A 24,707-nucleotide genomic window follows, 5' to 3' on the forward strand; every position below is an offset into this window, starting at 1 on the left:
AGGAGTCGGCAGGAGTGCCCGCCGGCTTGAGGGCCGGCTGACCCGGGGGTCCCCCGGAGGAGTGCGGCTCCGTGCGCCGACCGGTCAGCCTGCGGTCTGCGGCCGCCCGGTCAGCGCGAGCCGGACGGCGAGGGCCCCGAGGACCCCACCCATCACCCACCGCTGGACGCGCAGCCAGGTGGGCCGGGTCGAGAGGAAGCCGGCTAGCGACCCGGCGAAGACGACGATGAGCCCGTTCACGGTGAGTGCGATGGCGATCTGGACCAGCCCGAGCACCAGGCTCTGCACCGCCACCGAGCCGCGCTCCGGGTCGATGAACTGGGGCAGCAGCGACACGTAGAGCACGGCGATCTTGGGGTTGAGCAGGTTGGTGACCAGCCCCATCAGGAACAACGTCCGAGGACGGTCGGGCTCGAGGTCCCGCGGGGCGAAGGCGCTGACGCCGCCCGGGCGGAGCGCCTGCCACGCCAGGTACAGCAGGTAGGCCGCGCCGGCGAGCTTGAGCACCGTGTACGCCGCCGGGACCGCCACGAAGACGGTCGCCAGGCCGGCCGTGGCCGCAGCCAGGTAGACCAGGAACCCGGCGGCGACGCCCAGGAGGGAGACCAGCCCGGCCCGGCGGCCCTGGGTGACCGACCGGGAGACCAGGTAGATCATGTTGGGCCCCGGCGTCAGCACCAGGCCCAGTTCCACGAGCGCGACGCCGACGACGGCAGCGGTGGTGACCACGTCGTCCTCCTCCGCCCGGGTCCGGCCGTGACCCTAGCGCGCGCCGTTCAGCCGGCCAGGGTGCGGACGGTCTCGACCACCGCGACGACGGCGAACACCGCGAACAGCACCGCAGCCACTCGGCGGATCAGCGCCACCGGCAGCCGGTCGGCGAGCTTCCGGCCCAGGAAGGCGGCCAGGCCGGAGACGACCAGCAGCGCGGCCCAGGCGCCGAGGAACACCGACACCGGCTCGTCGTAGCGGGCGGCGAGCCCGGCGGTGGCCAGCTGGGAGAGGTCGCCCCACTCGGCGGCGAACAGCACGCCGAAGGAGATCGCCGCCGCGCGCAGGAACGAGGTCTGCTCCGCGGTCTGCGCGGACTCCTCGTCCTCGGGGCCCTCGCTCGCGCTGCGCCACAGCAGCACCGCGCCGACCACGAACAGGACGGCGACGACGGCGCTCACCAGGGCCTCGGGCAGCAGCGACAGCAGCGAGCCGGCGGTGACCGCGATCGCCACCTGCAGGCCGAACGCCGTCCCGACGCCGACGAACACCGGCAGCGCGGGGAAGCGGGTGGCCAGCACCAGGGTGGCGAACAGCGTCTTGTCGGGCAGCTCGACCGGGAGGACCAGGACGAAGGCGGCCAGGACGACCGAGGGGACCACAGTGCTCTCTTCCGCTCAGCACCGCCGGCCGGGGGTGCGGGGCAGCCCTCGACCAGCGGCGCACCATCAGGTGGCCGCGAGGCCGAAGGTCTCGCCCACCCGCGCCGGGCGCGGGCCCGCTGACCGGGCGCGCGAACGCGCCAGCATGTCGACCAGCGGTCGGGGGGCTACTCCCCTTCTCGGCCCAGGACAGTAGCCGATGCCCCCGGGTGGGCGGCGTGCGCGGCCGCGGTGGCGGCCCGCAGCACCTCCTTCACCGGCAGCCCGGTGCGGCGGGCCAGGGCGGCGACGTCCTCGAACTCGACGCTCACGTTGAGCACCCGGCCACCCCCGCCGGCGACCTTCACCCCGACCCGGCCGCCCAGCACCTCGACGCTGCCGGACACCCGCTGCAGCACCACCTTGCCCACCGGCTGCACGCGCAGCCCGATGGTGGAGGTGCTCGCGAACACCACGCCCTGCACGGCGGCGACCACGGGGGGCCGGCACAGCACCGACAGGGTGTGCGCGGGCCGGCCCTTCTTCATCAGGATCGGGGTGAGCCACGCGTCCGACGCCCCGGCGGCGAGCAGGTCGGCCAGCACCCCGGGCCACAGCCGGGGGTCCAGGTCGTCGACGTTGGTCTCCAGCAGCAGCCCGTCGGTCCCGGGGTCCGCCGGCGCCCCGGCCGGCTCGCCCAGCACCAGCCGGACGACGTTCGGCAGCTCGACCGGGTCACGGCCACCGGCGCCGCTGCCCACCCGGGTCACCCGCATCGGCGGGAGCGTCGTCCAGCGGTGCACCCGGGCGGCCAGCAGTGCCGCCCCCGTGGGGGTGCAGGACTCCGTCGGCACCGGACCCGCGTGCACCGGCACCCCGGCCAGCAGCTCCAGGACGGCGGGCCCGGGCACCGGTACGACGCCGTGGGAGCCCCGGGCCGAGCCGCTGCCCAGGGCGACGGGGGAGGCGGTGACCTCGGTGAGCCCCAGGTGCTCGAACCCGGCGACCACCCCGACGACGTCGGCGAGCGCGTCCAGCGCCCCGACCTCGTGGAAGTGCACGCGGTCGGGCGCCACCCGGTGCACCCGCCCCTCGGCGACCGCGAGCCGCTCGAACACCGCCAGGGCACCGTCGCGCACCGGGTCGGGCAGCGCGGCGGTGGTCAGCAGGGCGCGGACGTCGGCCCAGGTGCGGTGCACGTCGCTGGCAGAGGTGTGCACGTGCACCCGGGTGGCGCCCAGCCCGTGCCGGGTGACGGACTCCTCGGTCAGGGTCACCGCCTCGACCGGCAGCGCGGCGACCGCCGCGGAGAGCACCTGCAGCGGCACCCCGGCGTCGACCAGGGCGCCGAGCAGCATGTCCCCGCTCGCCCCCGCGGACAGGTCCAGCCAGCCGATGGTCACGCCCGATCAGACCCGACCCCGGTGATCACCGGCAAGTGGTCGCCCGATGCCCCGTGCGCGCGCATCGGGGCTCCCCGTCCTGCGGACACCCCCTGGACCGCGCGATCGGGGGGTGCCGCGCAGGCCGGCCGGGTCAGCTGCGGGCGGTGCGCCGGGCGATGCGGGCGGCGAAGACGCCGGCGGACCAGCCGTTGTCGATGTTGCTCACCACGACGCCGGGCGCCGCGGAGTTCAGCATGGTCAGCAGCGCGCTGAACCCGCCGAAGGAGTTGGCCTGCCCGGCCGAGGTGGGGACGGCGACCACCGGCACCTCGGTCAGCCCGCTGACGACGCTGGCCAGCGCCGCGTCCAGGCCGGCGACGACGACCAGGCAGTCGACGTCGGAGAGCAGGGACGGGTCGGCCAGCAGCGGGCGGATCCGGCTGCCGCCGACGTCCTCCACCCGCACCACCTCGGTGCCGGTGACCCGGGCGACGAAGGCCGCCTCGGCGGCGATCGGGGTGTCGCCGCTGCTGGCGCACAGCACGCCCACCCGGCCCACCGCCTCGGGGACCGGGCCGACGGCGGCGGCCATCGCCACGCCGTCCATCGTCGTGTACGCGTCGTGCTCGCTGGCCAGCGCGACGAGGGTCTCGGCGCTGGCCCGCACCACCACGGCCGGGTGGTCGGGGTGCTCGCGGCGGGCCTCGCGGACCAGCGTCAGCACCTGCTCGGTGCTGCGGCCGGTGGCCCAGATGACGTCCGGCCCCGAGGGGGCCACGACCTCGCGGGCGGCCGGCGCGGGGGCGGGGGTGGGAGCGGGCTCGGGCTCCGGCTCCTGGACCGCCGGCGGCTCGGGCCGGGGACGGCGGGCCCGCGGTGCGGGGCCGAAGAGCTCGTCCAGCGGGCTGCGCGGCCGGGCCGGCTGCACCGGGGGCTCCAGCAGCAGGGAGGCGAAGCCGTCGAGGTCGTTCTCCGGCTGGTCGTCGGCGGGGTGGTCGGCCAGCGGGGAGGTGCTCACGTCCTCGACGATAAGCGCCACGTCGCCCGCTCCCGGGACCTCGCCGGAGGCCGTGCCGGGTGCCGTCACACCGGCCCCATCGGTCCCGTCGTCGGCCCGGGTCTGGGTCACCCCGGACAGCCGCACGACCCGGTCGCGGCCGGTTCGCTTGGCGTCGTAGAGGACGCCGTCAGCGGCGGCGAACAGCGTGCGGCGGTCGTCGCCGCGGGCGGCCTGGGCGATGCCCACGCTGATCCGCACCGGCACCTCGACGCCGAGCGCCGACCAGTCGTGGGTGGCGATCGAGCGGCGGATCCGCTCCATCGCCCGCTCCGCCTGCTCGGCCGTGGTCTCCGGCAGCAGGATCACGAACTCGTCGCCGGCCCAGCGGCACACCTCGTCGGTGTCCCGGCAGCCGTCGACCAGCAGCTGACCGACCGCCCGCAGCACCGCGTCGCCCCCGGGGTGGCCGGCGGCGTCGTTGATCGCCTTGAACCGGTCGATGTCGACCACCGCGAGGGCCGGGGCGGCACCCGAGGTGAGCAGACCGTCGAGCCGCGCCTCGGCGTACCGGCGGTTGGGCAGGTGGGTCAGCGGGTCCTCGTAGGCCTGGCGGCGCAGCTGGCCGGCGGCCCGCTCGGTCTCCAGCAGGCTCTTGCGCCGGCCGAACAGCTCCACCCAGCGGGTGCGCCGCTCGTCGACCCGGTCCAGCTCGTCGGCGAGGTAGGCCTGCAGGTAGGGCAGCGCGCGCGCGGCGTCGTCGAGGTCGGCGTGCAGCGTGCACAGCTCCCGCAGCGCCGCCCGGCGCAGCCGGGCCAGCCCGTGCTCGGTGGCCACGGTCAGCGCGGAGGCCAGGTGGTCGTCGGCGCGGCGCGGCTCGCCGGACCGGCGCAGCGCCCGGCCCAGCCCCAGCTCCGCCGACGCCAGCAGCGACCGGTCGCCGGTCTGCTCGGCGGCGCCGGCGACGGCGCGCAGCAGCGGCAGCGCCTCGGCGTGCTCGCCCAGCCCCACCAGCGCCCAGCCGTGCACGACCTGCGCGTCCAGCACGGCGGGGTCGTCGGCGGGCAGCTCCTCCAGGGCGCGCTCGGCCAGCCGGCGGGCCTCGGCGAAGGAGGCGTGCGCGGACTCCAGGCCGCCGTCCTCGAGCACGCCCTCGCCGAGCTCGGCGCACAGCGCGGCCAGCCGGGTGGCGGTCTCGCCCACCAGTGCCCGGGCGACGTCGCCGTCCTCGGCTCCGGCGGCCGCCGCGGCGGCGCTCTCCGCGGCGCGGCGCTGGTAGTCCAGCGCCAGCGGCATCAGCTCCAGGTCGGCGAGCACCCCGGCCAGCGCGCTGAGCGTGTGCACCAGCAGCGGGCCGGCGGGCAGCGCGGGGTCCAGCAGGCTGGCCGCCTCCACCGCCTCGTCCATCGCGGCGTCCACCCGGCGGGAGAGCAGCTCGATCCGCGCGTGCCGGACCAGGCCGGCGGCCCGCTGCAGGTCGTCGTCCTGGGCGTCGAACGCGGCGCGCGCCGAGCGCACCAGCGCGATCGCCTGCGCGGCCCGTTCGGCGGACTCCGAGCGCGTCTCCCGGTCGACCGGCTCGTCGTCGCCCGGAGCCGTGCCCTGCAGGTCCAGCGGCTGCTCCTGCTCGGGACCGCCGTCGACGAGCGGCTCGCCCAGCAGCGACCAGCCGGCCAGCCGCAGCCGGCGGACCAGCAGCTCGGCGCGCAGCGTGTCGGCCCAGGCGCGGGCCAGCGAGGCCCGTGCCGCACTCCGCTCGTCGGCCGGGGCGGCGGGCAGCTCGCCCTCGACCTCGGCGAGGAGCGACTCGGCCCGGTCGAGCTCCCAGTTGGCCAACGCGGAGCTGACCCGCTGGTGCAGGAGTCCGGGCGGCACGAGGGCACTCTGCACGGTGACCCCGGGCGTGTCACGCACCGGGGTGTCGGCCCGGGGCGCGGTGTCGTCGCCGCGGGCGCTGCCCACGCGCAGCGTCACCGGGCCACCTCGCCGTCCTCGAACGCCCAGCCGGGTCGGCGTGGTGCGCTGCCGAGCACCTGGGAGACCAGGTCGTCGACCGAGGAGCCGGCCGCGGGGGAACGGGTCGGCGCGGCCGCCAGCTCGCCGCTCGCGGGAGCGCGCACCCGGTTGCGGCCGCCGCGCTTGGCGGCGAACAGGTTCAGGTCGGCGCAGTCGAAGAGCTCGCGCCAGGTCCGGGGCCCGGGGACGCCGGCCGCCGGGGTGGTGGCCACGCCGATGCTGACCGTCAGCGGCACCGGGACGTCGAGCGCGGCCCAGTCGGCCTCGGCGACGGCGACGCGCAGGCGCTCCATGGCGACCACCGCCTGCGTCTCGGTGGTGTCCGGCAGCAGCACCACGAACTCGTCGCCGGCCCAGCGGAACACCTCGTCCCCGGTGCGGCTGTGCTCCTCCAGCAGCGCCGCGACCGTGCGCAGCACCGCGTCGCCGTGCAGGTGGGAGTGCTCGTCGTTGATCGACTTGAAGCCGTCGACGTCGACCACGGCCAGCGACACCGGCTGGCGGTCGAAGGGCAGCTCGGCCATCCGCCGCTCGGCGCTGCGCCGGTTGCCCAGCCCGGTCAGGGTGTCCTCCATCGCGTGCCGCCGCAGCACCGCGGTCTGTCGCTTGGCCTCCCGCAGCCGGCTGCGCCGGACGAACATCTCCGCCCACAGCTCCCGGCTGCGCAGGTGCGCCCGGCTGGTCTCGGACCGGTAGGCCTCCAGCCAGTGCAGCGCCTCGCCGGTGAGGCCCATGCCCGCGGTCGACTGGCCCAGCTCCAGCAGGCACTGGCGGTAGCGGCGACGGTCCCCGGCGGCGGCGAAGGCGCCGGTGGCCGAGACCAGCAGCTGCAGCGAGTCCTCGCCCGACGCCGGGGGCGGGGCCGCGCCGCTGGGCACCGGCCGGGCGGCGGCCTCCAGGCCGCAGAGCCGAGCCAGCACCCGCGCCAGCGCCAGGTCGGCGTAGCCGGCGAGCCAGGGGCCGGCGTCCCCCGCGGCGAGGTGGCGGCGGACCCGTCGCAGCGGGCCGAGCGCGGAGTCCAGGTCACCGGTGAGCGCCAGCGCCCAGGCCTGGACGACGTCGAGCAGGTCGACGTCGGCGTCGGTGGGCTCCCACGCGAGCTCGCGGGCGGTGGTGGCGTACCGCAGCGCCGTCTCGGCCAGCTCCCGGGAGCGGGCGAGGTCGCCCCGCCGGTGCACCGTCTGGGCCAGCTCGGCGTGCTGCTGGGCGCACAGGCGCAGCAGTTGCCAGCGGTCGCCCAGGTCGGGCAGCTGCTCGGCCACGGAGGCGCCGCGCCGGGCCTGGCTGACCGCGAGCTCCTCCAGGTCCAGCCGGGTCAGCGCCAGGGACAGCCAGTGGTGGGCCTGGTGCAGCGCCCGGCCAGGGGTGGCGCTGCCGGGCTCGCCGGCCTGGTCGGCCAGCAGGCTCGCGTCGACGGCCAGGTGCAGGGCGGCGTCGTACCGGTCGGCGGTCACCTCGACGTGTGCGAGGTAGGCCAGGGTCAGCGCCCGTTCGGCGGACGCCGGGCAGAGCTCCAGCGCGGTGCGCGCGGCGGCCACCGCGTCGGCGGCGGCGTCGGTGTCGCCGTCCAGCAGGCGGGCCCGGGCGGCGAAGGCGTGCGACCAGGCGTTCCACGCGGGCTGCCGGGTGGCGGCCAGGACGACGGCGGCACCGGCCAGCTCCTCGGTGAAGGCGCGGGCGTCCTCGGCGCTGCTGGCCGCCAGGAGGCGCCAGCGGACCGTGTCGAGCATCGGCTCGAGGGGCTCGGGCCCGGCGGTCACGTGCACCTCCTGTCAGCTGTCGGGGGACGTGACGAGCACGTACCCGGCCGGTGACGAGGCAGCTCCCCCCGCGCCGGGACCTGGATCCGGCGCGGCCGCACTACCCTCACCGGATGCCGCGCGCAGACTCCCGCACAGCGCCGACGAGGTTCGCCTATCTGGGACCCGAGGGTACCTTCGCCGAGGCCGCCCTCGCCGTGCTGACCTCCGGCGCAGACGTGCCGGCCCGCCCCGCCCCCAGCGTCGCCGCCGCGCTCGCCGCGGTGCGCGCCGGGGAGCGCGACGCGGCCCTGGTGCCGCTGGAGAACTCGGTCGAGGGCTCGGTGCCGGCCACCATGGACGGGCTGGTCGACGGGGCGCCGCTGGTGATCACCCGCGAGGTGTTCCTGCCGGTGGCCTTCGTGCTGGCGGTGCGCCCGGGGACCGACGCCGCCGCGGTGCGGTCGGTGGCCAGCCACCCGCACGCGCTCGCCCAGTGCCGGGCCCGGATCGCCGAGCTGGTGCCCGGGGCCGACGTCGTCCCGGCCGGGTCGACCGCCGACGCCGCCCGCCGGGTCGCCGGCGGCGAGTTCGACGCCGCGGTCTGCGCGGCGATCGCCGCCCAGCGGTACGGGCTGGTGCCGCTGGCCACCGACGTCGCCGACCACCCCGGTGCGGTCACCCGGTTCGTGCTGGTCGAGCGGCCGGGGGCGCTGCCGCCGTCCACCGGGGCGGACAAGACCACGGTCACCGCCGTGGTGGCCGACCGCACCGGTGCGCTGCTGGACCTGCTGGCCGAGTTCGCCGTACGGGGGATCAGCCTCACCCGGATCGAGTCCCGGCCCACCCGCGAGCGGCTGGGCGTCTACTCCTTCTCCATCGACTGCGAGGGGCACGTCGCCGACCACCGGGTGGGCGACGCGCTGGCCGCGCTGCACCGGCAGGCCGAGGAGGTGCGGTTCCTGGGCTCGTACCCGCGCGCGGACAGCCAGCCCGGCAAGCCGGTGGAGCAACGGGTGTCGGACGCGGCGTTCGCCGCTGCCGAGGAGTGGCTGGCCCGGGTGCGCAACGGGACCGCCGGGCAGGGGTGAGCCCGCCCCCCGGGCACTCACCGCGGCCGTCATGATCGCCCAGTGTGCGCGCTCAGGGACGCGCTGCACACCCCTTGGAACCGGACCGTTCCGTCTCGTCCGCCGTGGTGCGCCCGTCGTCGTACCCGCCGGGCGTGCGGCCCGGCGCCTGCGCTGGAGTGCAGCGCCGAGGTGGTCGCCGCGCCCGCCTGCCCTGCCGCTACAGGTAGAGACCGGTGTTCTCGTCGATCCGGGCAGCGGCGACGGCGTGCACGTCGCGCTCGCGCAGGATGATCAGGTCCTCGCCGTGCACCTCGACCTCGTGCTGGTCCTCGGGGGAGAAGAGCACCTGGTCGCCGACCTTGATCTGCCGGACGTTGGGGCCGATGCCCTTGGCCTCGCCCCACACCAGCCGCTTGGCGACCTGGGCGGTGGCCGGGATCAGGATGCCGCCGGTGGAGCGCCGGTCGCCGTCCTCCTTGCGGAGGGCGACCAGCAGCCGGTCGTGCAGCATCTGGATCGGCAGGCGGGGGGCGGTGCGGTCGGCGTCCTCGGGCACGTCGGACAACGCTACCCGCAGGCGACGCGCTGGAACGGCCCTGCCCGGAGGCTCGCGCCGAGCGTGCGAGGCGTTCGGGGGACGGGGTCCTCCCTCAGCCCCAGCCGAGGGCGTGCAGGCGCTCCTCCTCGATGCCGAAGTGGTGCGCGATCTCGTGCACGACGGTGATCGTGACCTCCTCGACGACCTGCTCCTCGTCCTCGCAGACGTCGCAGATCGCCAGCCGGTAGATCATGATCCGGTCCGGCAGTGCCCCGCCGTAGTCCCAGCCGCGCTCGGTGAGCGCGTACCCCTCGTAGAGCCCGAGCAGGTCCGGCTCGTCGGGGTTGCGGTCCTCGACCAGGACGACGACGTTGTCCAGCAGCGCCATCAGCTCGGCGGGCACCTGGTCCAGTGCGTCGGCGACCAGCTCCTCGAACCGCTCGAGCGGCAGCGGCGTCACCAGCTGGTGGGCTGCGGGCGCCCCTCCTCGTAGCCGGCCGCGCTCTGCACGCCCAGCACGGCCCGCTCGTGCAGCTCGTCCACGGTGCGCGCGCCGGCGTAGGTGGCCGAGGAGCGGACGCCGGCGACGATCTGGTCGATGAGGTCCTCGACGCCGGGGCGGGCCGGGTCCAGGTACATCCGGGAGGAGCTGATGCCCTCCTCGAACAGCCCGGCCCGGGCCCGGTCGAAGCCGCTCTGCGTGGCGGTGCGGGCCTTCACCGCCCGCGCCGACGCCATGCCGAAGCTCTCCTTGTAGCGGCGGCCGGTGCCGTCGTCGTAGAGGTCGCCCGCGCTCTCGTAGGTGCCGGCGAACCAGGAGCCGATCATCACGTTCGCCGCACCCGCGGCCAGCGCCAGCGCGATGTCCCGGGGGTGGCGCACCCCGCCGTCGGCCCAGACGTGCTTGCCCAGCGCCCGTGCCGCGGCCGCGCACTCCTCGACGGCGGAGAACTGCGGGCGGCCGACGCCGGTCATCATCCGGGTGGTGCACATGGCGCCGGGCCCCACGCCGACCTTGACGACGTCGGCCCCGGCCTGGACCAGCTCACGGGTGCCCTCGGCGGTCACCACGTTGCCGGCGACCACCGGGGTCGTGCCGGCGACGGCGCGGACGGCGCGCACCGCCTCGACCGCCTTCTCCTGGTGGCCGTGGGCGGTGTCCACGACGAGCACGTCCACCCCGTGCGCGAGCAGCGCCTCGGCCTTGCCCGCGACGTCGCCGTTGATGCCGACGGCGGCGGAGGTGAGCAACCGGCCGTCGGCGTCGAGCGCCGGGGCGTAGATGGCCGAGCGCAGGGCGCCCTTGCGGGTGATCAGGCCGACCAGCTGGTCGCCGTCGACGACCGGGGCGGCGCTGATCCGCTCGGCGGAGAGCACGTCGAAGACCTTGGGCAGGTCGGTGCCGGCGGGGATGGTCAGCGGCTCGGGGGTCATCACCTGCGACAGCTGGGTGAACCGGTCGACGCCCTGGCAGGCGCCGTCGGTGACGACGCCGACCGGCCGCCCGCCCTGCACGACCACGACGACGCCGTGCGCCCGCTTGCCCATCAGCGAGAGCGCCTCGGCCACCGTGGAGGTGGGGGACAGGGTGATCGGGGTGTCGTAGACGGTGTGCCGGGCCTTGACCCAGGAGACGACCTCGCCGACGACGTCGATCGGGATGTCCTGCGGCAGGACCGCCAGGCCACCGCGGCGGGCCACGGTCTCGGCCATCCGCCGGCCGGAGATCGCCGTCATGTTGGCGACGACGAGCGGGATGGTCGTGCCGACCCCGTCCGGGGTGGTCAGGTCGACCTCGAGGCGGGAACCGACCGTGGAGTGCGCCGGCACCATGAAGACGTCGCTGTAGGTCAGGTCGTGGTCCGGGCGGCGGTCGCCGAGGAAGCGCATGACCCCAGTGTCCCGCACCTCGGGGTGCGGCGTCCCGTGTCCGGCGCGGCCGCAACCGTGCGGTGGCGCCAGGACCCGGCACCTACGATCAGCGGTGTGATCGACCTGCGACTCGTGCGTGAGGACCCCGAGCGGGTCAAGGCCAGCCAGCGCGCCCGGGGCGCCGACGAGTCCCTCGTCGACCGGCTGCTGGCCGCCGATGCCGACCGGCGCGCCGCCGTGAAGGCCGCCGACGACCTGCGCGCGGAGCAGAAGGCCGCGTCGCAGGCGGTCCGCGGCGCCTCCAAGGAGGAGCGCCCCGCCGTCCTGGAGCGGGCGAAGGCGCTGGCCGCGCAGGTGAAGGAGGCCGAGGAGGCCGAGCGCACCGCGGACGCCGCGCTGCACGAGCTGCACCTGCGCATCCCGAACCTGGTGCACGACGACGTCCCGCCCGGCGGCGAGGACGACGCGGTGGAGATCCGGACCGTCGGCGAGGTGCCGACCTACGACTTCGAGGTGCGTGACCACCTGCAGATCGGGGAGGCCCTCGGCGCCATCGACATGGAGCGCGGCGCCAAGGTCTCCGGCGCCCGCTTCTACTTCCTCACCGGCCCGGGCGCGCTGCTGGAGTTCGCCCTCGCCCAGCTGGCGATCACCCGCGCCGTCGCCGCCGGGTTCACCCCGGTCGTCGCCCCCGCGCTGGTCAAGCCCGAGGCGATGGAGGGCACCGGTTTCCTCGGCGAGCACGACGAGGAGGTCTACCGGGTCGAGCGCGACGACCTGTACCTGGTCGGCACCTCGGAGGTCGCGCTGGCCGGCATGCACAGCAAGGAGGTGCTCGACCTCTCCGCGGGCCCGAAGCGGTACGCGGGCTGGTCCTCCTGCTTCCGCCGGGAGGCCGGCTCCTACGGCAAGGACACCCGCGGCATCATCCGGGTGCACTGGTTCGACAAGGTCGAGATGTTCAGCTTCTGCGCGCCCGAGGAGGCCGCCGCCGAGCACCGCCGGCTGCTGCAGTGGGAGGAGGAGTTCCTCCAGGCCCTGGAGCTGCCCTACCGGGTGGTCGACATCGCCGCCGGCGACCTGGGCACCAGCGCCGCCCGCAAGTTCGACATCGAGGCGTGGTTCCCCAGCCAGGGCACCTACCGGGAGCTGACCAGCACCTCGGACTGCACCACCTTCCAGGCCCGCCGACTGCAGATCCGGCACCGGGACGCCGACGGCCGGCCGCAGCCCGCGGCGACGCTCAACGGCACGCTCTGCGCGATCGCCCGCACCATCGCCTGCCTGCTGGAGGTGCACCAGCGCGCCGACGGCTCGGTGCACGTGCCGGCGGCGCTGCGCCCGTGGCTGGGCGGGCACGCGGTGCTCGCCCCCGGCATGGCGCTGACGGCGGTCGCCCCTGGCCCCGCCGCATGAGCGGTGGCCGGCCCGACGGCGGCGGGCTGACCGCGCCCGCGGCCGCGGCGGCCGCCCGGGAGGTGGTCGACCTCGGGGACCTGGGTGCGCGCCTGGGTGGGTGGCGCCCGCGCCTGGTGGTCAGCGACCTGGACGGCACCCTGCTGGGTGCGCACGGCGAGGTCAGCCCGCGCACCGCGGCGGCCATCGCCGCCTGCCGGGCCGCCGGGCTCCCGGTGGTCGGCGCCACCGGCCGGGGGCCGCGGCTGCTGGAGAGCGTGCGCGCCGCCCTCGCCGGGCAGGGGATCGCGGTCCTCGCCCAGGGCGGCTACGTGGTCCGGTTCGGCTCCGACGGCGCGCCCGACGAGGTCCTTCGCACGGTCGGCATGACCCGTGAGGTGGCCACCGAGGTCATCGCCGCGATCGAGGGCGTCGCCGGTGAGCTGATCGTCGCGGTCGAGGACGCCGCCGAGCAGGCCGAGGCGATGGCGCCGCTGCGGGTGCAGCACGGCTTCGACTGGCCCTACCCCGAGCCCGCGCACCTGCTGCCGCGGCACCAGGTGCTGCCGGTCGGCGCGGTGCTGAAGGTCTTCCTGCGCTCCCCCCACCTGGGCGAGGACCAGCTGGTCGAGCTGGCCCGCACCGTCGTCGACCCCTCGGTGGCCGAGCTCACCCACGCCGGCCTGGGCTTCATCGAGGTGCTGCCACCCGGGGTGACCAAGGCAACGGGGTTGGCGGTCGTGCTGGGCGACCTGGGTCTGGGCTTCGGCGACGTGCTCGTCTTCGGCGACATGCCCAACGACCTGCCGATGATCGAGGCGGTGCAGGTCGGCGGTGGCCGGGCGGTCGCCGTCGCCAACGCCCACCCCGCCGTCCGGGCTGCCGCCGGTGACCGGACCAGCGGCCACGAGGCCGACGGCGTGGCGCAGTACCTGGAGACCCTGCTGCAGTTGGAGGGAACCGGTGGCTGACCGGCCGCGGCTGATCGTCAGCGACCTGGACGGCACGCTGCTGCGCAGCGACGAGACGATCAGCGACGCGACGCTGGCCGAGCTGCGCTGGTGGGATGCCGAGGGCGTGCCGCTGGTGCTCGCCACCGGGCGGCCGCCGCGCTGGATGCTCGGGGTGCGCGACCGGCTGGGCGGGGGGACGGCGATCTGCTGCAACGGCGCCGTGCTGCTCGACCTCACCGACTTCGTCGTGCTCGAGGAGCACCCCGTGCAGCCCGAGGCGCTGCGGGAGATCACCCGGCAGCTCCGTGCGCGCCAGCCCGACACCTGGTTCGCCGTCGAGTACGGCGACCAGTTCCGGCACGAGCCGATCTACCGGCCACGCTGGGACAAGGACGCGCCGGGCGTCGCGGAGGCGACGCTGGAGGAGATGGTCGCCCAGCCGGTGGCCAAGCTGCTCGCCCGGCACGAGCGACTGTCCCGCGACGAGTTCGTCGCGCTGGTCGCCGAGGTCGTGGGGGACACCGCCACCGTCACCACCTCCTCCTCCGACGCGATGGCGGAGATCTCGGCGCCCGGCGTGACGAAGGCGACCGGACTCGCCCGGCTGTCCGCCGAGCGGGGGCTCACGCCGGCCGACGTCGTCTACTTCGGTGACATGCCCAACGACATCGCCGCCTTCGAGTGGGTGCGGGACGGCGGCGGCCGGGCGGTGGCGATGGCCCACGCGCACCCCGACGTCCTCGCCGTGGCCACCGACGTCACGGTGGCCAACGACGCGGACGGGGTGGCGGCCTTCCTGGCCACGCTGCGCAGCTGAGGTCGGGTCGGCCGCGCCGGCCCGTCGTGGGAACGATGTCACCCGATCCAGCGGACTTCCTGGTTTCGCATCTGCGCTGTGCTCCAGAACCGGTCGTGCGCTGCCGATCTCCGGCTGACAAGGGCGCCCAGGGTGCGTCCATCGCAGGAGAGGGACGCCATGACCGACACTCGGGCCCACCAGGCCACGCCCACCGACCCGGACCGACGTCCGGGTCTCGTCCAGCGCACGGGCCTGCGCGCCCGGCTGCTCGCGGCCTTCCTGCTGGTCGCCCTGGCCACGCTCGCCGTCGGCACGCTCGGCGTGACGCGCATGAGCGAGCTCAGCGAGCAGGCCGAGGACGTGTACACCGAGGGTGCGGTCCCGCTGCGCGACATCCTGCTGCTGCGCTCCAGCTACTGGCAGTACCAGGCGACGGTCTCCCGGGGCATGAGCCCGGGCCTCGCGCCGGACCTCGTGGCCGGCCTGCAGGAGCAGACGGTCGCCATCCGCGAGACGCTGGACGAGCTGCGTGCCGACCTGACCGAGGTCGACCTCGGCCCGGCCACGGAGAGCGCCTTCCAGGACTTTCAGGCCGCGATCCAGCTCTACGACGACACCAGCGTCCAGATGGGCGAGATCGCCGCCGCCGGTGGTGACCCGCTCTCGGTGCTGCCCACGCTGGTCGAGGCGGAGACCAACGCCGTCGACGCGCTCACCGCGGCCAGCGACGCGCAGATCGCCGTCACCTCGGCCACCGTGCAGGAGGCCCGCGACGCCTACGCCGGCGCCCGCACCCTCACGATCATCGGCGTCGTGATCGGCCTGGTCGTCTCCGTCGCCCTCGCCGTGCTGATGGCGCGCAGCGTCACCCGCCCGGTTCAGCGGATCCGGGAGACCCTCGAGCAGGTCGCCGCCGGCGACCTGCGGGTGCGCGCCGGGGACGTCGGCGGTGCCGAGCTGGGCGACGTCGCCCGTTCGCTGGACCAGACGCTGGACTCCCTCGGTGGTGTGCTCACGCTGGTGAGTGACTCGGCCGGTCGGCTGGGTGCGGCGTCGCAGCAGCTGACGGCGGGCGCTGAGGCGATGTCGGCGAACGCGCGGACGGCGGCGGGTCAGGCCGACGTGGTGGTGGCCAACGCCGGTGAGGTCGCGTCCAGCGTGGACACGGTGTCGACGGGTTCGCAGCAGATGGAGGCGGCGATCCGGGAGATCAGCCAGAACGCCAGCGAGGCGTCGCGGGTGGCGAACCAGGCGGTGAGCGTGGCGGAGACGACGACGCGCACGGTCGGGAAGCTGGGTGACTCCTCGCAGGAGATCGGCAACGTGGTGAAGACGATCACCTCGATCGCGGAGCAGACGAACCTGCTGGCGCTGAACGCCACGATCGAGGCGGCGCGGGCCGGTGAGGCAGGCAAGGGCTTCGCCGTCGTTGCCAACGAGGTCAAGGAGCTGGCCCAGGAGACCGCGCGGGCCACCGAGGACATCGCCCGCCGGGTGGACGCCATCCAGGCCGACACCGCCGGCGCCGTGGACGCGATCGGCGAGATCTCCTCGGTCATCGCCCAGATCAACGACTTCCAGGCGACCATCGCCGCGGCCGTGGAGGAGCAGACCGCCACGACCAACGAGATGAACCGCAACGTGTCCGAGGCGGCCTCGTCGTCGCAGGGCATCGCCTCGGCGATCAGCGGGCTGGCCGCGGGGACGGCGGAGACCAACCAGCGGGTCGAGGAGGCCCAGCGCTCGGCGGAGGAGCTGTCCCGGATGAGCAGCGAGCTGCAGGCCGCCGTCAACCGCTTCACCGTGTAGCCGACCCCGACGGAGGGGGCCCGTCCGGCGCGTGCCGGGCGGGCCCTCCTCCGTTTGGGGGGGAGATCCGGACCATCGCGATCCGTTGTGCTCAATCGATCCCGTGACCTGCCGATAGGGGGTGTGAGAGCGCGGGCCGGGACGGTCCCCGCAGGCGGAGAGGGCAGGACATGGCTGCGGTGGGGACCCCGGTTTCCGGGGATGGTGCACGAGGAGGCGGGCAGCTCGCTGCTCGCGTGGGCCTGCGGGGACGGCTGGTCGTGGCCCTGGCGCTGGTGGCCCTGGCCACCGTGTCGGTCGGCCTGTTCGGCGTCCAGCGGATGTCGGTGCTCAGCGACAAGGCCGAGCAGGTCTACGCCGAGGGCGCCGTGCCGCTCGACGCGCTGCGCCAGCTGCAGGCCGACTGGTGGCAGTTCTCCGCGAACAACGCGCGGGCCAGCGTGGCCGGCCTGCCCCCTGCGACGCTGGCCGCCTTCGCGGAGGCGTCCCGGGAGAACCTGCAGGCCCTGCAGGAGCACACCGAGACGACCACGGACCTGCCGCTGGCCGCGGATGCGCGGACCGCGTTCGAGGGCTTCGCCGCGGGGACCCAGCAGTACCTGGCGCTCCTCCAGCAGCTGAGCGGCGGCCAGGGGACCCGGACGCCGCAGGAGACCCTGGCCCTCATCGGGCAGATGAACGAGCAGGAGAGCGGGATCTCCGAGTCGATCACCGCCGCCGCCGACACCCAGGCCGCCGCCGCCAAGGCGACCGCCGCGGAGGCGCGGGCGGCCTACACCTCCGCGCGCACCCTCACCCTGCTGATCGTCGGGGTCGGCCTGGTCGTCTCCTTCGCGCTGGCGCTGCTGGTGGTCCGCTCGGTGATGCGACCGGTGCAGCGGGTCCGCGAGGTCCTGGACCGGGTCGCCGCCGGCGACCTCAGCGTTCGTGCCGGGGAGACCGGCGGTGCGGAGATCGGTGAGGTCGCCGCGTCGCTGGACCGCACCCTGGACTCCCTGGGCGGCGTGCTGCGACTGGTGAGCGACTCGGCCGGGCAGCTGGCTGCTGCCTCCCAGCAGCTGAACGCCAGCGCCGGTGCGATGGCGGAGAACGCCCGCACCGCGGCCGGTCAGGCCGACGTCGTGGTCGGCGCGGCCGGCGAGGTGGCCACCAGCGTCGACACCGTGTCGACCGGCTCGCAGCAGATGGAGGCGGCGATCCGGGAGATCAGCCAGAACGCCAGCGAGGCGTCCCGGGTGGCCAACCAGGCGGTCGGGGTCGCCGAGGAGACCAACCGGATGGTCGGCAAGCTGGGCGACTCCTCCCAGGAGATCGGCAACGTGATCAAGGTGATCACCGGGATCGCGGAGCAGACCAACCTGCTGGCGCTCAACGCCACGATCGAGGCCGCTCGGGCGGGGGAGCTGGGCAAGGGCTTCGCCGTCGTGGCCACCGAGGTCAAGGAGCTGGCGCAGGAGACCGCGCGGGCCACCGAGGACATCGCCCGCCGCGTGGAGGCCATCCAGGCCGACACCGCGGGCGCGGTCGGGGCGATCGGCGAGATCGGCGCGGTGATCGCGCAGATCAACGACTTCCAGGCCACCATCGCCGCGGCGGTGGAGGAGCAGACGGCGACCACGAACGAGATGAACCGCAACGTGCTCGAGGCGGCGTCGTCCTCGCAGAGCATCGCCTCGGCGATCAGCGGGCTGGCCGCGGGCACCGCGGAGACCAACCAGCGGGTCGACGAGACCCAGCGGTCGGCGGCCGAGCTCTCCCGGATGAGCGACGAGCTCCAGTCCGCCGTCCGCCGCTTCATCCTGTAGGCAGGACGGCCGTACCCGGACGGCGAGAGCTGGGGCGACGGCTCAACGCCGGCCGGGTACGGCTCCTGGCCGCGGTGCTGCCCGGCAGGGCAGCGATGTCAGAGGTACTGCCCGCCGCCGTGCCGGGGCTCGGGACCGCGCTCCCCGGCGCCGCCGGGGAGCGCCTTGCGGCGCATCTCCTCCAGCTGTGCGCGGGCGGCCATCTGCTGGGCGAACAGCGCGGTCTGGATGCCGTGGAAGACGCCCTCCAGCCAGCCGACCAGCTGGGCCTGGGCGATCCGCAGCTCGGCGTCGGAGGGGGTCTCGCCCTCGGTGAAGGGCAGCGTGATCCGCTCCAGCTCCTCCCGCAGCTCGGGCGCGAGGCCCTGCTCGAGTTCGCGGATGGAGGAGGCGTGGATGTCGCGCAGCCGGTTGCGGCTGGCGTCGTCCAGGGGCGCGGCCCGGACCTCCTCGAGCAGCTGCTTGATCATCGTGCCGATCCGCATCACCTTGGCCGGCTGCTCGACCAGGTCGCCGACGCCGGTTGCGCCGTCGTCGCCGTCCTGCGGCATCGCCATCGCGCCGACCGGCTGACCGTCGGGACCCACGACGAGGACCTGCTGGGGGTGGGGCTCACCGGTGCCAGGAGCAGTCATGCCCCCATCCTGCCCCGCGTCCGCGCGGCGTGTGCCCGGGGCCGCCCGAGGTGACCGCCGCCACCTCCGCCCGCATAGGCTCCGGGCATGTCTTCGGGTGCCGGGCGGCTGGACGTCGCCCGCGTCCGGGGCCTGTTCCCGGGCCTGTCCGACGGCTTCGTGCACGCCGACGGGCCGGGCGGCACGCTGGTGCCGGAGAGCGTCGTCCGCGCGGTCTCCCAGGCGATGCGGGTGCCGATCGCCAACCGCGGTGGGGTGTTCCCCTCCTCGGCGCGCGCCGAGCAACTGGTCTCCGGGGCGCGGTCGGCCGTCGCCGACCTGGTGGGCGGCCTGCCGGCCGGGGTGGTGCTGGGCCCGAACGTGACCTCGCTGACCTACGCCGTGGCCCGGGCCCTGGCCAAGCACTGGCGGGCCGGGGACGAGCTGGTGGTGAGCCGGCTGGACCACGACGCCAACGTCCGCCCGTGGCTGCAGGTGGCCGAGCAGGTGGGCATGGTCGTGCGCTGGGCCGAGGTCGACATCGAGACCGGCGAGCTGCCGGACTGGCAGTACGACGAGCTGCTGACCAACCGCACCCGCCTGGTGGCGGTCACCGCGGCCAGCAACGCCATCGGCACCTGCCCGGACGTCGCCGCGATCACCCGCCGCGCCCACCAGGTGGGTGCGCTGGTCTTCGTCGACGCCGCGCACGCTGCCCCGCACCTGCTGCTGGACGTCGAGCAGCAGGGCGCGGACTTCCTCGCCGTGTCGGCCTACAAGTGGTGCGGTCCGCACGTGGGCGCCGTCGTCGCCCACCCCGGCCTGTGGGAGGAGCTCTGGCCGGACAAGCTGCTGCCGGCGTCGGACCGGGTGCCCGACCGGTTCGAGCCGGGCACCCCGCCGTTCGAGCTGTACGCCGGGGTCGCGGCCGCCGTCGACCACTTCGCCGCGCTGTGCCCGGAGGCGACCGGGACGCGGCGCCAGCGGCTGGTCACCGCGATGGCCGCCGTCGGCCGGTACGAGGGCGAGCTGTTCGACCGGCTGGACACCGCGCTGCGGCGGATGCCGCACGTGCAGGTGCTCGGGGAGCCGTGGCCGCGCACCCCGACGCTGTCGTTCACCGTCTCCGGCATGCGCCCGCGGCAGGCCGCCGGTGAACTGGCCCGCCGCGGGATCTGCGCCTGGGACGGCGACTTCTTCGCCCGCGAGCTGTTCGACGCGATCGGCGTCAACGAGGCCGGGGGTGCCGTCCGCCTCGGGTTGATGCACTACAACACGGCCGAGGAGGTCGAGCGGCTCGTCGAGTGCATCGACGACCTGCGCTGAGGAGCGGACCCGGCGCCCGAAGGTGTCCCACGTGATCACCGACGGAGCCGGGCCTGCCTATGCTCTGGCCATGACTGCGGCCCCGGTGAGCGTCGCGGAGGCCGCCGCGCGGGCCGCCGAGGTGGCCGACAGCGTCGCCGGCCCGCTGGTCGACCGGACCGACTCGGGGGTGTGGCCCGCCGAGGCGCTGCGGGCTCTCCAGGCCGCCGGGCTCGGAGGCCTCGCCGCGGCCCGCCCACTGGGTGGGTCCGGGCTGGGGCTGCGCGGGGTCGTCGCGGTCTGCGAGGCACTCGGCCGGGTGTGCGCCTCGACGGCGCTCTGCTTCGGGATGCACTGCGTGGGGACGGCGGTGGTCGCGGCCAAGCCGACGTCGCGGCAGCGCCAGGCGTTCCTCGACGCGATCGTCGCCGGGGAGCACCTGACGACGCTGGCCCTGTCGGAGCCCGGCACCGGTGCGCACTTCTGGTTGCCGCAGACGCGGATGACGCGCGACGGCGCGGAGCTCCGGCTGGACGGCGAGAAGTCGTTCGTGACCAACGGGGGCCAGGCCGACTCGTACGTGGTCAGCACGGTCGCCGCCGACCCCGGTGCGCCGGTGGGGCAGTTCTCCTGCGTGCTGGTCCCCGGGGACACCCCGGGCCTCAGCTGGACGGACCGGTGGGACGGGATCGGCATGCGGGGCAACTCCTCGCGGCGGGCGCGGCTGGCCGGGGTGCGTCTCGGCGCGGACCACCTCCTCGGGGCGGAGGGCGACCAGCTCTGGTACGTCTTCGAGGTCGTCGCCCCCTACTTCCTGATGGCGATGGCCGGGTCCTACCTGGGGGTCGCCCAGGCGTCCCTGGACGAGGCCGCGGCGCACCTGGGCCGGCGGGCCCACGCGCACACCGGCCGGCGGCTGGCGGCCGAGCCGCTGCTCCAGCACCGGCTGGGCGAGCTCTGGGCCCAGGTCCAGCGCACCCGCCGGCTGGTGCACTGGGCCGCCGAGGAGGCGGACGCCGGTGGCCCGGACGCCCTCCCCGGCCTCGCCGCGGCCAAGGCCGAGGTCGCCCAGTGCGCGGTCCAGGTGACCAACGAGGCGATGACGCTGGTCGGGGGCATCGGCTACCGGGACCGCTCCCCGCTGGAACGGCACCTGCGCGACGCGCGGGCGGCGGACGTGATGAGCCCGACGACGGACATCCTGCGCACCTGGACCGGCCGGGCGGTGCTCGGCCTGCCGCTCCTGGGCGAGTGAGCGCGGCGCGTCCCCTCGGGCGCAGCCTGCTGGTCGGCGGGACGCCCCAGGACCTGGACCGGCTGGGGGGCGTGCCCGGTCTGGAGCAGGTGTCCGCCGTCGACCTCGAGGCGGTCCTGGGCGCCGCCGGGGAGCCGGTCGACCTCGTCGTCGTGGGCACCCGCGCGGCAGCGGGGATCTCCCTGGTCCAGCGCGCGCACCGGCTGGCGCCGGGCGCCGCGGTCGTCGTCCTGGCGACGGACCCGGTCGCGGTGCGCCGGCAGGCGGCCTTCGCGCCGGAGGTGCCGGTGGACCTGCTGGTGGCCGGGGTGGACGACCCCGACCTGCCCGCACGGGTGCGCGAGCTGAGCGAGGCCAGCCGGGAGCGGCGACGGCACGCCGGGGTGCTGGCCGCGATCGCGCGGCACCAGGCCGAGCCCGGCCGGCCGGGGGCGCCGGGGGCGACGGCCGTCGGTGCTCTCCTGGAGCACGTGCCGATCCCGGTCCTGGTGGCCGAGCCGACGGGTGAGCTGCTGGGCTGGAACCGCCAGGCCGAGGACCTCCTCGGCCTCGGGCCGGCCGTGCTGGGGCGCCCGATCGACGAGGCCGCCCCCGGTGCCCGGGCGACCCTGTCCCGCCCGGGCCGCTCCCGGCCGGCGCACGTGGTCCTCGGGGGCAAGGTGCTCGAGCTCACCTCGGCGACCACCCAGACCGACGCCGGCCGGTCGGTGGTGCTGGTGTTCGCCACCGACGTGACGGCCCAGCGTCGGGCCGAGCGGGACCGGGACCGCCTGGCCGGCCACGTGCAGCTGCTGGCCCGCGTCTCCGACTCGCTGATGGGCCCGCTGGACGTCAGCGAGCCGCTGACCCGGCTGGCGGAGGTGCTCGTCCCGGGGTTGGCCGACTGGATCAGCGTCCAGGTCCTCGACGAGCACGGTCAGCTGCGCAACGTCGCCATGCGCCACCGCGACCCGGCGCTCGCCCCGGTGGCCCGAGCGGCGGAGGAGCTGAAGGAGGCCCGCCAGTGCTTCACCCAGCCCAGCCGGCGGGCCGCGGCGGGGGAGCGGGTCCTGCTGCCCCGGATCACCCGGGAGGAGCTGGACCGCCAGGTCCCCGACCCCGGACTGCGCGCGCTCGTCGCCCAGCTGGGCATGGGCAGCGCGGTCGCCGTCCCGATCACCGGCCGGGACCGGTTCCTCGGCTCGATCCTGCTCGTCGACGCCCCCGGGCGGGACCGCCTCGGGGCACCGGAGCTCGCGCTCGCGGAGGAGGTCGGTCGCCGGGCCGGCGTGGCGCTGGACAACGCGCTCCTCTACGCCGGCCAGCGGCACGTCGCCAGCGAACTGCAGCGGAGCCTGCTCACGGCGCCGCCGGCCACGTCCTTCGCCGACATCGCCGTCCGCTACCTCGCGGCCGGACGGCAGGCGCAGGTGGGGGGTGACTGGTACGACGCCTTCCGCCGCCGCAACGGTGACCTGATGGTGGTGATCGGGGACGTGGCGGGGCACGACACGCGTGCAGCGGCAGCGATGGGCCAGCTGCGCGGGGTCCTGCGGGGCATCGGCCACGGCACCGCCGACCCGCCCGGCTCGGTGCTCACCGGCGTCGACCAGGCGATCGAGGGTCTGGAGCTCGCGACGATCGCCACGGCTGTCGTCGCCCAGCTGCGCACGCCGGGCCGGGAGGGCGCTGGCGGGCTCGAGCTGCAGTGGTCCAACGCCGGGCACCCACCGCCGGTGCTGCTGGACGCCTCGGGGCGGGCCCGCCTGCTCACCTCGGGGGACGGCAGGGCCGACCTGCTGCTGGGGGTGGATGCCGCTGCGCCGCGATCGTCGGCGTGGGCCACCTTGCCGGCCGGCGCCACGCTGCTGCTCTACACCGACGGGCTGGTCGAGCGCCGCGGGGAGTCGCTGGACGAGGGGACGGACCGGCTGGTGGCCACCGTCGAGCAGCACGCGGGCGCGGACCTGGACGCGTTCTGCGACCAGGTGCTGAGCGGCATGGTGCCCGAGCCGGGAGGAGACGACGTCGCGATGCTCGCCGTCCGGCCCGCGGTGCGTGACCGCCCCGGGGAACCCTGAGCCCGCTCAGGCGTCGGGGAGCAGCAGCACCTTGCCGATGTGCGTGCTCTCCTCCAGCAGGGCGTGCGCCTCGGCGGCGCGGGACATCGGCAGCCGGCGGTCGATGACCGGGCGCACCACGCCGCGCTCGACGTCGGGCCACACCTCGTGCCGGACCGCCGCGACGATCTCCGCCTTGCCGCCGCGGCCGGTGGCCGGCCGCGAGCGCAGCGCGGTGGCGTGCACGCTGCCCCGCTTGGCGAGCAGCCGGCTCAGGTCGAGCTCGGCCTTGCGACCGCCCTGCATGCCGATGACCACCAGCCGGCCGCCGTCGGCGAGGACGTCGACGTTGCGGGCCAGGTAGGCGGCGCCCATGTTGTCCAGGACGACGTCGGCGCCGTGCCCCCCGGTGGCCTCGCGCACCCGCTCGACGAAGTCCTCCTCCCGGTAGTTGACCACGATGTCGGCGCCCAGCTCCCGGCAGACGGCGAGCTTCTGCTCGCTGCCGGCGGTGGTGGCCACCCGGGCCCCGGCGCGCACCGCGAGCTGGATCGCCATGGTGCCGATGCCGCTGGAGCCGCCGTGCACCAGGAAGACGTCGCCGGCGCGCAGCCCGGCGAGCAGGAAGACGTTGGACCAGACCGTGCAGGTGACCTCCGGCAGCGCGGCGGCGCTTGCGAGCTCGACGCCCGCGGGCCGGGGCAGCAGCTGCCCGGCGGGGACGGCGACCCGCTCGGCGTACCCGCCGCCGGCCAGCAGCGCGCAGACCTCGTCGCCGACCGACCAGCCCTCGACGCCGTCCCCGACCTCGCTGACGACGCCGCTGCACTCCAGGCCCAGCACCTCGCTTGCGCCCGGCGGGGGCGGGTAGAAGCCCTGCCGCTGCATCAGGTCGGCCCGGTTGACCGCGGCCGCGACCACGTCGACGACGACCTCACCCGGCCCGCACACCGGGTCGGGGACCTCACCCCAGCCGAGCACCTCGGGGCCGCCGGGCTCGCTGATCGTCACCGCGCGCATGCCCCCGACCCTAGGCGCGCGGCAGGCCCGGGACCACGCGCCGCGTCAGGCGGCCGGGGTCTGCACCCCCGAGTCGGTGATCGTGCCGCGGGCGATCCGCAGCCGCCGTTGCGCGCGGCGCGCGACCCACGAGTCGTGGGTGACCATGATGAGCGTCAGCCCCTGGTCGCGCCACAGCTGCTCCAGCAGCGCCACGATCTCGTCACGGGTGGCTTCGTCCAGGTTGCCGGTGGGCTCGTCGGCCAGCAGCACCTTCGGCCGGCGGACCAGTGCCCGGGCGATCGCCACGCGCTGCTGCTGACCACCGGAGAGCTCTGCCGGCAGGTGGCCACTGCGCTCGGCCAGACCCACGGAGTCCAGCGCCGCGGCCGCCCGCTCGGCCCGCTCCCGCGCCTTCACGCCGAGCGGGACGAGCGCGGTCTCCACGTTCTGCTGAGCGGTGAGCGTCGGGATGAGGTTGAACGCCTGGAACACGATGCCGATCTCCCGGGCCCGGAGCTGGGTCAGCCGCTGGTTGGAGACCTCTGCCAGGTCATCGGTGCCGAGCAGCACCGAGCCCGAGGTGGGCCGGTCGAGCGCCCCCAGCATCTGCAGCAGCGTCGACTTGCCGCCGCCGGTGGGGCCCTGGATGGCGACCATCTGCCCGTCGGGGATGGTCAGCGAGACGTGCGAGAGCGCCTCGACCTCCTTCTTGCCGTTCCGGTAGGTCTTGCTGACGTCGGTGAGCGTGTACACGGCGGT

The 24,707-nt window shown here is 75.6% G+C and carries 20 protein-coding genes; 9 read left to right on the forward strand and 11 right to left on the reverse strand.

Annotated features, from left to right (window positions below; translation table 11 throughout):
* Positions 1–84 precede the first annotated feature (84 nt).
* From ACI795_RS14025 to ACI795_RS14045, 5 genes are all read right to left on the reverse strand, one after another.
* A complete protein-coding gene (locus ACI795_RS14025; RefSeq protein ID WP_457076150.1) occupies positions 85–729 on the reverse strand; it encodes a LysE family translocator in 645 nt (214 codons plus the stop codon).
* Positions 730–776: 47 nt separating this feature from the next.
* The gene (locus ACI795_RS14030) at positions 777–1,373 is read right to left on the reverse strand and encodes a TMEM165/GDT1 family protein (RefSeq protein WP_457076151.1); all 597 of its coding nucleotides are present in this window, start codon (positions 1,371–1,373) and stop codon (positions 777–779) included.
* 167 nt (positions 1,374–1,540) lie between these two features.
* Positions 1,541–2,755, reverse strand: coding sequence for a nickel pincer cofactor biosynthesis protein LarC (gene larC / locus ACI795_RS14035; protein ID WP_457076152.1), 1,215 nt, complete (start codon positions 2,753–2,755; stop codon positions 1,541–1,543).
* Between the two features lie 133 nt (positions 2,756–2,888).
* Positions 2,889–5,708 (reverse strand): diguanylate cyclase domain-containing protein, encoded by a 2,820-nt coding sequence (locus tag ACI795_RS14040; RefSeq protein WP_457076153.1) that lies wholly within the window; start codon positions 5,706–5,708, stop codon positions 2,889–2,891.
* A complete protein-coding gene (locus ACI795_RS14045) occupies positions 5,705–7,510 on the reverse strand; it encodes a diguanylate cyclase (protein ID WP_457076154.1) in 1,806 nt (601 codons plus the stop codon). Before ACI795_RS14045 ends, ACI795_RS14040 begins: the two co-directional genes overlap by 4 nt.
* A gap of 113 nt (positions 7,511–7,623) precedes the next feature.
* Here ACI795_RS14045 and pheA point away from each other — a divergent pair, with 113 nt between their 5' ends.
* Positions 7,624–8,580, forward strand: a complete 957-nt coding sequence (gene pheA, locus ACI795_RS14050; protein ID WP_457076155.1) for a prephenate dehydratase — start codon at positions 7,624–7,626, stop codon at positions 8,578–8,580.
* 199 nt (positions 8,581–8,779) lie between these two features.
* On the opposite strand, the gene ACI795_RS14055 is transcribed toward pheA, so the two are convergent.
* The 3 genes from ACI795_RS14055 to ACI795_RS14065 all read right to left on the reverse strand — a co-directional run bounded on the left by ACI795_RS14055 (position 8,780) and on the right by ACI795_RS14065 (position 10,990).
* A complete protein-coding gene (locus ACI795_RS14055; protein WP_457076156.1) occupies positions 8,780–9,118 on the reverse strand; it encodes a GroES family chaperonin in 339 nt (112 codons plus the stop codon).
* Positions 9,119–9,212: 94 nt separating this feature from the next.
* Entirely contained in the window at positions 9,213–9,560 is a 348-nt protein-coding gene (locus ACI795_RS14060) for a metallopeptidase family protein (protein WP_457076157.1), read from the reverse strand.
* Positions 9,557–10,990, reverse strand: a complete 1,434-nt coding sequence (locus ACI795_RS14065) for a GuaB1 family IMP dehydrogenase-related protein (RefSeq protein ID WP_457076158.1) — start codon at positions 10,988–10,990, stop codon at positions 9,557–9,559. Before ACI795_RS14065 ends, ACI795_RS14060 begins: the two co-directional genes overlap by 4 nt.
* Positions 10,991–11,086: 96 nt before the next feature.
* On the opposite strand from ACI795_RS14065, the gene serS reads away from it, so the two are divergent.
* The 5 genes from serS to ACI795_RS14090 all read left to right on the forward strand — a co-directional run bounded on the left by serS (position 11,087) and on the right by ACI795_RS14090 (position 17,733).
* Positions 11,087–12,388 (forward strand): serine--tRNA ligase, encoded by a 1,302-nt coding sequence (serS, locus tag ACI795_RS14070; protein WP_457076159.1) that lies wholly within the window; start codon positions 11,087–11,089, stop codon positions 12,386–12,388.
* The gene (locus ACI795_RS14075) at positions 12,385–13,338 is read left to right on the forward strand and encodes an HAD family hydrolase (protein ID WP_457076160.1); all 954 of its coding nucleotides are present in this window, start codon (positions 12,385–12,387) and stop codon (positions 13,336–13,338) included. Before serS ends, ACI795_RS14075 begins: the two co-directional genes overlap by 4 nt.
* Positions 13,331–14,137: an HAD family hydrolase gene (locus ACI795_RS14080; protein WP_457076161.1), complete on the forward strand. Its 807-nt coding sequence runs from the start codon at positions 13,331–13,333 to the stop codon at positions 14,135–14,137. Before ACI795_RS14075 ends, ACI795_RS14080 begins: the two co-directional genes overlap by 8 nt.
* A 159-nt stretch (positions 14,138–14,296) precedes the next feature.
* Positions 14,297–15,928: a methyl-accepting chemotaxis protein gene (locus tag ACI795_RS14085; RefSeq protein ID WP_457076162.1), complete on the forward strand. Its 1,632-nt coding sequence runs from the start codon at positions 14,297–14,299 to the stop codon at positions 15,926–15,928.
* 236 nt (positions 15,929–16,164) lie between these two features.
* On the forward strand, positions 16,165–17,733 hold the full coding sequence (locus tag ACI795_RS14090) for a methyl-accepting chemotaxis protein (RefSeq protein ID WP_457076163.1): 1,569 nt from the start codon (positions 16,165–16,167) through the stop codon (positions 17,731–17,733).
* A 98-nt stretch (positions 17,734–17,831) separates the two neighbouring features.
* Here ACI795_RS14090 and ACI795_RS14095 read toward each other — a convergent pair whose 3' ends face one another.
* Positions 17,832–18,368: a bacterial proteasome activator family protein gene (locus tag ACI795_RS14095; RefSeq protein ID WP_457076164.1), complete on the reverse strand. Its 537-nt coding sequence runs from the start codon at positions 18,366–18,368 to the stop codon at positions 17,832–17,834.
* A gap of 87 nt (positions 18,369–18,455) precedes the next feature.
* Between ACI795_RS14095 and ACI795_RS14100 the strand changes: the two genes are divergently transcribed.
* The 3 genes from ACI795_RS14100 to ACI795_RS14110 all read left to right on the forward strand — a co-directional run bounded on the left by ACI795_RS14100 (position 18,456) and on the right by ACI795_RS14110 (position 22,967).
* The gene (locus ACI795_RS14100) at positions 18,456–19,673 is read left to right on the forward strand and encodes a cysteine desulfurase-like protein (RefSeq protein ID WP_457076165.1); all 1,218 of its coding nucleotides are present in this window, start codon (positions 18,456–18,458) and stop codon (positions 19,671–19,673) included.
* Between the two features lie 70 nt (positions 19,674–19,743).
* A complete protein-coding gene (locus ACI795_RS14105; protein ID WP_457076166.1) occupies positions 19,744–20,907 on the forward strand; it encodes an acyl-CoA dehydrogenase family protein in 1,164 nt (387 codons plus the stop codon).
* Positions 20,904–22,967 carry a SpoIIE family protein phosphatase gene (locus ACI795_RS14110; RefSeq protein WP_457076167.1) on the forward strand — a complete coding sequence of 688 codons (2,064 nt, stop codon included), beginning with the start codon at positions 20,904–20,906 and terminating at the stop codon, positions 22,965–22,967. The genes ACI795_RS14105 and ACI795_RS14110 overlap by 4 nt, the downstream gene beginning before the upstream one ends.
* 6 nt (positions 22,968–22,973) lie before the next feature.
* Here the strand turns inward: ACI795_RS14110 and ACI795_RS14115 are convergent, their stop codons facing one another.
* Positions 22,974–23,966, reverse strand: coding sequence for an NAD(P)H-quinone oxidoreductase (locus ACI795_RS14115; RefSeq protein WP_457076168.1), 993 nt, complete (start codon positions 23,964–23,966; stop codon positions 22,974–22,976).
* 45 nt (positions 23,967–24,011) lie between these two features.
* Positions 24,012–24,701, reverse strand: coding sequence for an ABC transporter ATP-binding protein (locus ACI795_RS14120; protein ID WP_457076169.1), 690 nt, complete (start codon positions 24,699–24,701; stop codon positions 24,012–24,014).
* Positions 24,702–24,707: the final 6 nt, after the last annotated feature.

It is taken from the genome of Modestobacter sp. SYSU DS0290 (assembly GCF_054050955.1).

Coding starts and splice junctions, on each gene's coding strand:
- pheA (WP_457076155.1), top strand. CDS start 7,624: ATGCCGCGCGCAGACTCCCGCACAGCGCCGACGAGGTTCGCCTATCTG.
- ACI795_RS14065 (WP_457076158.1), bottom strand. CDS start 10,990: ATGCGCTTCCTCGGCGACCGCCGCCCGGACCACGACCTGACCTACAGC.
- ACI795_RS14075 (WP_457076160.1), top strand. CDS start 12,385: ATGAGCGGTGGCCGGCCCGACGGCGGCGGGCTGACCGCGCCCGCGGCC.
- ACI795_RS14085 (WP_457076162.1), top strand. CDS start 14,297: ATGACCGACACTCGGGCCCACCAGGCCACGCCCACCGACCCGGACCGA.
- ACI795_RS14095 (WP_457076164.1), bottom strand. CDS start 18,368: ATGACTGCTCCTGGCACCGGTGAGCCCCACCCCCAGCAGGTCCTCGTC.
- ACI795_RS14100 (WP_457076165.1), top strand. CDS start 18,456: ATGTCTTCGGGTGCCGGGCGGCTGGACGTCGCCCGCGTCCGGGGCCTG.
- ACI795_RS14105 (WP_457076166.1), top strand. CDS start 19,744: ATGACTGCGGCCCCGGTGAGCGTCGCGGAGGCCGCCGCGCGGGCCGCC.
- ACI795_RS14115 (WP_457076168.1), bottom strand. CDS start 23,966: ATGCGCGCGGTGACGATCAGCGAGCCCGGCGGCCCCGAGGTGCTCGGC.